At 48.6% G+C, this 8,536-nt stretch carries 2 protein-coding genes; both read right to left on the reverse strand.

Features of this window, described 5'->3' with window-relative positions; all coding sequences use genetic code 11:
* Positions 1–118 precede the first annotated feature (118 nt).
* Positions 119–7,348 (reverse strand): cell surface protein SprA, encoded by a 7,230-nt coding sequence (sprA, locus tag QZT80_RS00770; protein ID WP_295116632.1) that lies wholly within the window; start codon positions 7,346–7,348, stop codon positions 119–121.
* 36 nt (positions 7,349–7,384) lie between these two features.
* Positions 7,385–7,975, reverse strand: a complete 591-nt coding sequence (gene ruvA / locus QZT80_RS00775) for a Holliday junction branch migration protein RuvA (protein ID WP_295116634.1) — start codon at positions 7,973–7,975, stop codon at positions 7,385–7,387.
* Between the last annotated feature and the right edge of the window lie 561 nt (positions 7,976–8,536).

An 8,536-nucleotide genomic window follows, 5' to 3' on the forward strand; every position in this document is an offset into this window, starting at 1 on the left:
TATTACAGCACCAAACAATGCCTGCCAGTTATATACCTCCATCCGAAGATCAACCATCCACTTAAAACAAAACGGGCAACCCATATGGATTGCCCGTTTTCGATATTGTAACTCCTTTTTACTGTGCCAGCATAAAGCGGAACGTTACGCCGCCGCGCGTGGTAGTAGTAGGGTATGATGTAGATATTACCGGTATGGACTGCCTGCGGTCGTAGAAGAACTTCAGGTTAATCCTGTTATTCACCGTGTAGTCGATGGTGGGCGAAATACCGATCACCTTCTGACCACTGGTAGGAATAATCAGGTCTGCATCCAAACGGTTATTAGCTGTTCTATCGTCTCTGAAGCTTAAATCGAGTTTGAAGTTCAGGTCGTTCTCCAGCTTGCGTCCCCCGTTTTTACCGATCTTAAACGGCATTGGGAAACCTCTTACGCGGTAACCGCCACCTACTGCAATTTCGCTTGAACGCATTTCAGTGAGCTGGTAATCGATCAGGCTGAGGCTGAGTGTACGTGTTTTCTTATACCCAAACGTAAGGTTCAGCGAGTTGATGAAGGTCATGTCCACTTCCAGCAAAGGCGAGAAGTCTTCCTGGATAGTAAGGTTAGGTACCAGGAAGTAAGGCACATAGTTGCCGGAAACCGTATCGCGGAACGATGGATAAGCTACCACCAGCGGATCGTAGAAGTAGGGTGCCGTGTTATAGGAGTTCATCGACAAACGGCCTTTATAATCATGGCGCAGCGTGAACTGGCTAAAGATATCCCTGAACCAGTCGAGCCTGCTTAAACCGGTATAATCGATATGCCAGTTTGGCCTTGGAAGTATCTTCTTAAACGGATTACTGCGGGTATTGGCGCTATAGTTCTCGATCAACGGCGCCTTACCGGGCGATGTTTTTGTATAAGCTGCGAGGAACGCAGGGATAATTACATCCTGCGAATAACGGCCATAACCATAACGGTACTCCGGATCTTTGGGATCGTATACAGGCGTATTGGCATTGTAAGGGTTATTATTGCCAAGGCGCTCAGATACTACTTTACGGAAGTTCTCGAAATTGCGGAAGGTGCTGGAAACACCAGACTCTGTATCTATTTTTCCGAACATCGTTTTAATGGCGATGAAGCTGATCTCAAAACCACCGGAGCTGTAAGGGTTGAGGCTGCCGAAGTCGCCCGCACCGGTAGAATCTTTATAAAGCGCGGTAAATGTTTTAGAGAACGATTTCACCATGGTGAGTTCTATACGCAGGTCGTTCGCCGGCTCCAGCACCGCTGTTACATCAAAACGCTGGGTAAACTGCTGCTGCATCTGCACGTTGAATGTAGTATCCGGTGTAATCAATCCTTTTTGAGAGAATTTATCCAGCCATGCTTTGTCTGGCTGGTAACCGAACACGAAGTTGAGGCCTGGCGACATAGACGCCCAGTTCATCCCCATCACTTTTGTACTATCTATATAACCAGGCAGGCGGGTACCGCTGCTCTCGGTATATTTAAAGTTCATCGTTTTCAGCGACAGTAAAGGCCTTAACAGTATGCGCAGCGCCAAAGGTACTTCGTCTGTTTCCTCCTTCTTAGGCTGCGCGGTGGCGTTCGGGTTAGTAGCACCGGGCTGTGGCCTGTTCTGGCTTACCTGCATGGTTGGCGTCGTGACCTTACGCAGGAACTTCGACTTATTATACAGGGAGCTGAATTTGAGGTCAAGTGTTCCGGTACGCATCTGGGTGTTCTCGATAGCGTTACCCAGGTACTTGGCCAGGATAGAAGCGCCGATCCAACGGTAATCGGTACCGTAACTCACAGTGGCGGTGGTCCAGTCGAGCGCAGGTATTTTATTCAGCGGAAGAGCATAAGTGGCGGTGGCACTGTGATAGTAGTTCGTGGTACGACCTAATTTAAAGAAGTTATCCCGCACAGTATCTTTCTTCGCCTTATCATTAATACGGCCATATGGCTCGTCAATACGGGCATTGTTAACGGCATTGAAGTCTACAGTAAGGTTACGGGTGAAGTTCCATTTCAAACCGTAGTAACGGTCGAAAGTGAAGTACTTATCGTACGTTTCCTGCAACTTAAATTCACCACCACCAATGTTACGCATACGGGTAGCACCGAACTGTCGGCTGATGTCGGCGCGGAAACTGATCATGGACGGAACATAGTTAAAGTTCACATCCTTAATCAGTGCCAGCCATGGCGACTTACTGCGTATCAGGTTCTTGAACGGTTCCAGGTAATGCTCCTGGCCGGCGAAATTATACCCCAGCCCACCACGATGTTTGGTGAGGTTGTCGTGTTCGATCAGCGGAGTATGGCGATTGATCTGTGAGAAGGAATAACTTACATCGAAGTTCTCAATATCCCAGAGCCTTGATTTACCGCTGCTGCCCATGTTCAACTTACGCACATTCGTAAAGTTGATGCTCTTGATCGAAGTGAAGTCCTGCGCATCGCGGCGGATGGAATCTTTCTCCTCCCTGTTCCTGGCCAGTCTTAATTTATCTTTCAGTTTGATATCGAGATCGTACGGATCGTATTCTGGCGTACTCACGGTTTGTGAATAACCGGCGTATACGGGGATGGACAGGCCCCAACGCTTAGGCGCCAGTTTACCTAAGTCGAGGTTGGCGGCCACGTCGAACTGGGTAAAGTTATCGCGGAAACGGTCGTTCACGCGTTGGTCAACCCCGCCAAAACCTGCGGTGTGCATAGCGCCTGAAGCGGTGAAAGTACCGAGGTCGGCCAACTGAAGGTCTACACGACCCACGGCCGCATAACCACCTTTTTCGTCCAAACCGGTAAGGCGCATCTCATTAAACCATATCTCTGTACATTTCTGTAACCCGTCGTTCGCCGGGTTCACGACCCCGATCATCATGTTACGTACATCGCCCAGGTTAGGATTACCTACCACGGTAATGGTGCGGCCCTGCGCATCGGTAGCACTGTAAGGTAACAGCGGCGACGCGCCTTCGATATTACGTTTCTGTTTAAGGGCGCTGAGTGTAGACAGTAACAGGTCTATATTATTAGCTTCCGGCCAGATGGTAAGGTCGGTGCGGCTGCTCCATGGTGTTACCGCCAGCGGGATCTGGTATTCGTAATAGTTTTCGGTGAAGTCACTACCCAAACGCAGGATGGCTGCCACGTCACCGTCTTTCAGTGAAGCCTGGTCGCCTACCGCCTCGGCGTGTACGAACATTTGCAGGCGGTTGTACTGGCGAAGGTCGGCCGTTTGGGTACGGTACAATGCGCGGCTTTCGCCATCGGGCAAATTACATACCTGCAGCGACAGCGCCTGTTCGTTCATCAACAGGTTGGTATTATTAGTACTCAGTGTATTCTGACGCAGAATGCCTGGAGGCACCACATAAGGGATAGGTGTACGTTTACCGTTTTCCTCGATGTTTACGGCCGATACCACGAAGTTGGTGTTCTCATTAATAGGCACCGGGTTGCCGGGAGCCAGTTCGTACAGGTAACGACGCCATTGGTTACGCACCAGTTCCAGTTTGGCAAAACGCATAACTACCGAGTCCTGGAAGCCCGTCATGAACATACGCATGAAACGGATCGACTTGAAGTCGGGTATGCTGCCCACCTTCGCACTGTACTGGGTAATGGGTATTTTAAACTGGTACCAGGTTTCGTTTACGGTCGTTTTATTGGGCAGGGTAACCGGTGTTGTAAATTTATCAACCACGAAATTGGACCCTACCTGCATGTTAGGGGTAAGGTTCACACGGTACTGGAAGTACTCTTCCGTTTCGTTCATGGTATTATCCCTGTTCAGATCTTCTGATTCGGGATAGTTAGTAGCTGCCGATGAGAACTGAGAATTGTTATCGGATACCGGGGAGTTACCTTCCGGGTTGTTCACTCGTTTATAACGCTCCAGTATGCTGAGGCGCGCTGCATCATAATCGTTACCACGATAATAATGGTAGTCATCGGTCGATGGATCGGCCAGTGCCTGCTGGTATACAGCAGAACCGGTGCCAAAGTTGGCTGCCAGTTCGTTCAGGTAAGCCTGGCGGAATGTACGCTCATCTTCCGAACGTAAACCATCATAACCCACATCCTGGTACTGGCGAATAGCAGGGTCGTTATCGAACGCCTGTGTAATTTGCTGCTGGTAAACAGGAATGCGGCCCCAAACAGAGGAATCTAATTTATTCCTGTCGGTTGGATTAGGCATACCGTTTTCGAAGAACTTACGCGAATCTTTCAGGATGTCTTCTGATACGTTACCGAGGTTGAAGTATAACTCACCGCCAGTGCTGGTAGGGTTTAATATAAAAGGGTCCTGTATCCAGAACTCGATGAACTCGATGTTGGCAGTTTCGAAGTCGCTGTTATCGATAGCGCGCATAATACCACCCCAACGCTGGCGTGGATTGGTGAGTTTACCATCGGCTGTAATGCGGCCTGGTGTTCTTTCAAAGTTGTACGGACCTTTATCCTGCGGATAGTAAGCCAGGTCAAGGGTGCTTAACTGGCTCTGACCGAAGTCGGTGGAGCGGTTAGGGAACACGTCTTTCTGGTATACAAGCCGCACGCGCGGATCGCTCTGATCGTCGGCGCTGATGCCAGACGGCAGGTTGGGTGATCCGGGTATCTGTAAAGTAGGTTCTATGATGTACCAGGCCAGTTTAGCCCTGTTACGGTTGTATTCCAGCGAGTCGTTAAAACCTGCTTCGGGGAACAGGATAGCACCACCGGCATCTGTTGCATCTCTTGGTGTAGAGGCCAGTGCCCAGCTGGTAGCAGGAAACTTCAGGTCGTAACCGTTACGCGCGCCTTCAAAATCATCTATATAACTCTGGCCTTCTTTACTGCCGGCTGCGTTAATTAATTTATTGTGCCCCGGGAACAAACGCGCCACCTCACCCTGGAAGTTGATGTTACTCATGGTGGTGGTTTGGTAATTGGGCAGTTTATCGAGCAGGCGGGTAAGCCCTTTCCATTCAGAAGCATAAGCAGCGTCCAACCCTACCACGGTGTTCTTGATCGGATCATCGCCGTAGTTCACTTTCTGGTAGTAAGGCCGCTCGCTCATTCTCACGATCGTGGAACCGATGGTCAGTTTGTCGTTCACGGTGTAATCCAGTCGTGTACCCATGTAGTTACGTACCTGCTGACCAAACATGGTGTTGTTCTCAAACGATACGTTGATCGGCACACCGGAAGCCAGTACGCCCTGGTTAATAATTTTCAGGGTACCCAGCGATATGATGTAATCCACGTTCTCTCTCAATACCTGCCCGCCTGCTGTTACGATCACCGAATTGGACGGGATGTTGATACCACCCAGTTGAATTTCGGAACTGTTGCTGGATTTATAGGAACCACGAAGTACGTACCGGTTTAATGCCTGAAACTGTTGCGCTGCTACTTTAATGGAGTCGTACAACTGGCTGTACACGTATTGCGACTCCAGTGCCGGGTCGCCACCCAGTGCTTTTTGAATGCCCTGTGCGAATGGTTCCAGCATCGGGAACATGATACGGCCATTCTCCGAACGTATGGTATACCCTTCCACGAAGTCGAACTGTCCGTCGGGCTGCGGATCGTTCTGGTTATTAAGACGGTCGAGGTTTAAGATGGTAATGATCGGTGCGCCACGGTAGGTACCCTGTCCATCGGGCAGGTAACGTTTTTCACTGGGAGCCCGATCTTCAGTACCCGGATCTTTATAGTACACGTCCATTTTAAAGTCTGCACGATTTACCTGGTAAGCACCGGTACCATAGACGTTTTTCATCATCAGGTCCCAGATAGGTAATGCGGGGCGGGCGGATGTTGCCTTGAGGAGTTTCAGGAACAGTATCTGCTGGTTGGCGGCAGCGTTCTGGTCGGGCGGAACATCCTGCGAAAATTCACCCACCTGGTAGGTACGGCCGTTGTAAGAGTACTGGTAAGCTACGGCCAGCACATCGTCCGGGTTCAGTTGTATGTTTAACGACAGGAAACCGAGCTGCCTGTTGTAGGTATACTCGGTGCTGTCCAGTTTACGGGCAAATGTTTTTTCGAACTCCTGCACTGGTGTAAGGCCCAGGGCCAGCAGGCGGCTCACTACCGTACTGGTATTACGGGCACCACCATCGCTTATCAGTCGTGAATAGAGATCGTTGGTACCACGGTCTGGCAGGCGCGATGCGGTAAGCACATTAATGCCGGGGTTGAAGGGATCATACTCGCCAAGGTCCATAAGACCAACGATGTCGCGGGTATTGGTAGTGCTGCCTGTTTTATTGGTTACCCACACTTCCATACGGTTGATGTTGGTAAGGGAACGGATAACAGGCAGGTTGGCCATGGCATAGTTGAACGTATCGCGGAAGAACTGTGCCATCAGGAAGTGCCGGTTATCCTCATACTCGTCTGTTCTGATGGCGAAGTCGGTAGTTTGGGTACCGCCCTTCAGCGTCATGGTTTGTTTCTGCGATTTCTGGTTAGAGAGTACGCTCGTTACCATCAGTTTACCGAACTGCAACTGTGTTTTAACACCGAACAGGGATTGTATGCCCGATATCAACTGACTTCTCAAAGGGAAACTTACGTTACCCGCTTCTATCTTTTTAATGATCTCATCGTCGTAGCCGGTATATTCCAGTTTAATCTGGTTCTCGTAATCGAAAGTACTTTGGGTATTATAGTTCGTGAGGATTTTCAGTTTATCGCCAATTTTGCCCGTCACGTTCATGTTGATGTCCATGTCGAAAGCAAAGCCCCCGTTTTTACGGGCGCGTTCTACCAGTACCGGGTTTTTGATGTTCTGTCCTTCATAACCGAAGGTAAGCCCGAGGCTACCCTGTGGTTTAATTTCCACTTTTGTACCACCAAATACACGGTCGAACAGTTTGCCGCCAGTATTAAGTTGTGGTCCGGATGTACGCTGGTTAAGGGAGCCGAGAGTTCCGGCACGTTTTTTCCAATAGTCTTCTTCGCTCTGCTTCGCCTGCAGTGCGGAATATTCCTGAAAGGATAAATAAGTGGGCTGGCGGTAAAACTGGCTGCCTATTTTTTCCTTTACGGTGTATTGTTTAGTAATCGGGTCGTATTCTACCTCGCGGGAGATGTTAGACGGATCTTTCAGATCTATAGCATTTCGCACAGGGTCAGTTACACTAGTGCCCCTTCTGTCGCTTATCGGGTACTTCAGGGTATCCTTGCGAACAGCATCTTTTGCCGTGGTATCTGGTTTCCAGTTTAGGTTGATTCCCCGCTCACTCCCATAGGTATTAAAACTCGATCTATTGTCCCTGGCGGCCGTGTCAACAATGATAAAAGATACAACTCCTATTACTGCAAAAGCACCGTAATATGTGTTTTTTGCCAAGCGAAAAAAGGTTTTATAGAGGTCAGACTATTAATTTTACAAACTCTTCAGGGATTTTTTGATAAGTGCCTCCAAATCATTCAATTGCGGCTCCTGTTTCAACACTTTACGGATCGCCTGTTCGGCCATGTTCCGGGCTATCCCCAGCGTGACCAAGGCATTTAACGCGTCTTCGGGGATTGTATTGTCCTGCGTTACAGATATATTTAATATATCTTCTTCCTTGTGTTTCTTCATCTTATCTTTTAGTTCGAGGATTAACCGCTTTGCTGTTTTGGCACCTATTCCTTTCACCCCTTCCAGCATCTTTTCATTGTCCATCAGTATAGCCCGGCGTACATCGTCGGGTTGTAGCGACGACAGCATCATCCTGGCCGTATTGGGGCCTATACCAGAAACACTGATTAATTGGAGAAATATTTCGCGTTCCGCAGCATCGAAGAAGCCGTACAGGGTGTGTGCATCTTCTTTGATGTTCAGATGGGTTAGCAATTTACAACTTTCCAGTTGTTGAATATGAGAATAGGTGTTTAAACTGATAAGTACTTCATAACCCACGCCATGTACGTCGAGATGTACGAGGGCAGGGGATTTATAGGTCAATTTCCCGTTAAGGTAAGCAATCATATAGATTAAAGGCGTTGGATAAAGGACAAACTTACGGAAAAAGGCCATAATACTGCACTGCCCTCAGTTTAAAAAGACAGGATGGGACCAGCACCAAAACCGGCCCCAGCCGCCGTTGTGTCACTCCCTTCAGCGGCAGTACAACATGGAGCATTATAATCATGATGTCGCAATAACACCCGCGTAACTAAAATGTGTCTTACCGTCCGCTCATCCTCCGCTTCACCATACTCTCACTACACTCCCAACCTACTTCTTTTAAGCAACCTTATAAGTACATCCGTTAGTAAACCGTAGTTTATCCATAGATAATCCGTATCTATATAGATACGGGTTATATACGGGTTATATACGGGTTATATACGGGTTATATACGGGTTATATACGGGTTAAATACGGATCAACTGACAAAGAGATGACAAGGATCGCCGTAGGGTCTTGTCCTGCTCTAGGTTTACACCCATTGTTAGAAAATACTGAATTTGGTTTACAAAGATCTCTAGTTGTTCTGGAAGCGGTTTACAGTTGTTGCTGATTGTCCTGTTGTGGGTTGACAGCTCT

The organism is uncultured Chitinophaga sp., from assembly GCF_902168175.1.
Classification (GTDB): Bacteria; Bacteroidota; Bacteroidia; order Chitinophagales; family Chitinophagaceae; genus Chitinophaga.